Raw genomic sequence first — 2116 nt, 5'->3', positions numbered from 1 at the left:
GATCGGGACCTACAGCGCGGGCAGGAACCCGAAGGGCGGCATCGCCGTCGACGCTTCCGGCGACGTGTGGGTGATGAACGCGGGCGTCTCCTCGGTCACGAAGCTGAGCCCGGCCGGGAACATCATCGGGACCTACAAGGGCGTGACCACGGGCGGGAACCTGGGCGACTTCACCGGGTTCGCTCTGCAGAATTTCGTGATGAGGAAGCCGGGGTCCGGCCATGGCGGCGGGGTCAAGGCCCGGCCGATCCAGGGCCCGCCGCCGTCGTCGCCGCCGGTCGCCGCGGCTCCTCCTCTCCGTACTCCCTGGACGAGACTCAAGGACATCCCTTTCGCGGTACAGTACGCGGCCCTTGATGAGAAAGACGGCCTGATCATGGCAGGGGGGGTCAGGCAACGGGAAGAATCCGATCTGTGGGTCTTTGACCCGTTGCGCCAGACTTGGTCTCAGCTTCCCAGCATCCACACCCAACATCTCAACGCAGCGGCCGCCTTCATGGACGGGAGGTTCTACGTGGCCGGAGGGTCGGGTGTCCAAGGACCGTCCGATCGCCTGGAGGTGTATGACCCCGAGACCAGGACCTGGGAGGCCCGGGCGCCGGTTCCCACTGCGGGCATGTCGAGGGGGGCCGTGGTCGACGGCATCTTCTATGTCATGGGCGCGCAGTGCTCGGGGCAGTTCCTGGGCTACGATCCCCGCGCCGATTCGTGGAAGCGCCTGTCGCCGATGCCGACCGGCCGCTGCGACCCCGGCTTGGCCGTCTCTGGAGGCCGGATCTATGCGCTGGGCGGGCATCCGATCAGCGGCCCGCCGTACGACACCGTGGAGGTCTACGATCCCAAGAGCGACTCCTGGTCCAAAGCGCCGTCCATGCCCATGGCGCGGACGCGCTTCGCAGCGCCCGTCTTGGGCGGGTCGATCCATGTCTTGGGCGGCGAGGGCAGCGGAACCCGGTATCTTGCCGCGCATGAGGTCTACAATGCGGCCACCGGGCTCTGGTACGAAGCCGAACCACTGACGGAGGCCAGGTCTTCACCGCGGGCGGTCGCGGCTGGGGGCAAGATATACCTCTTCAGCGGGCATCTGGATTCGGACCGGTCCGCGGCCAGCGCCGTGGCCGAGGTCTACGACCCGGCCCAGGACCGCCTGCGGCCCATACGCAATCACGAGCCGGCCCCGCAGGAGGAGGCGGGCGCTGTGGGGCTGTGGCGTCTTGACGAAGGCTCGGGGAGCACAGCCCATGACTCCAGCGGCAACGGCAGCGACGGCACGCTGGTCGGCTCGCCCGCCTGGTCCGCGGGCCGGTCCGGGAGCGCCTTGAGCTTCAACGGCGCCGACACCGGCGTCCGGGTGCCCGACTCTGCCGCGCTCAACCCTTCCCAGTTCACGATCGAAGCCTGGATAAAGCCTGCCGCCGGCTGGGGCGGCATCAGGGACATCGTGACGAAGACCAACGGGCCCAGCACGGCGTACTGCATCGAGTACAACTTCGCCATGATAGAATCGAAGCTGTTCTTGAATATGGGACGGAACGGCAGCGGCCCCCACGCCTCCGCCGTCGGAACGACGGCGATCCCCACGAACACATGGACCTTCGCGGCCGGCACCTATGATGGGGCCACCCTGAAAGTCTACGTCAACGGCCGGCTCGACGGCACAGCTCCCTGGCCGTACGGGTTGTCGCGGACGGAGCCGCAGGCGATGGGCATCGGCTATACGCCGGGGACCACCGAAGGGGGATGCGGCCCGGGTGAATGGTTCAACGGGCAGATCGACGAGGTCCGGATGCTGGACTTCGCCGCGACCGATGCCCAGATCGCGCAGGACGCGGCGCGGCCGAGGCCGGCGGCCGCCGGCAAACTCGTGATGGCGACCCCCGCCTACGCTGCGCCCCGGATCGCGCCTCAGCCAGCCCCCCAAGTCCAGGAGGCCGAGGCGCTTCCGGCGCGCAAAGGCGAGCCCCGGCCCGACGATTTCGCCTTGGTCATCGGCGTGGAGCGCTACCGCTCTTTGCCCGCGGCCAATTTCGCCGAGCGCGACGCCGCGTCCTTCGCGCGCTACGCCCAGGCCGTCCTGGGCGTGCCGGAGGAGAACGTCATCCTCCTGACCGGCCAG

At 68.8% G+C, this 2116-nt stretch carries 1 protein-coding gene; it reads left to right on the top strand.

All coding sequences use genetic code 11. The features are described 5' to 3' along the window. Positions 1–2116: hypothetical protein (locus NTY77_06450; protein MCX5795115.1), on the top strand; the 2116-nt coding region annotated here is incomplete at both ends.

This window comes from Elusimicrobiota bacterium (genome assembly GCA_026388095.1).
Lineage (GTDB): Bacteria > Elusimicrobiota > Elusimicrobia > UBA1565 > UBA9628 > UBA9628.
The sequence above is the reverse complement of the archived record's forward strand: the minus strand, read 5'-3'. Positions and strand labels throughout refer to the sequence as shown.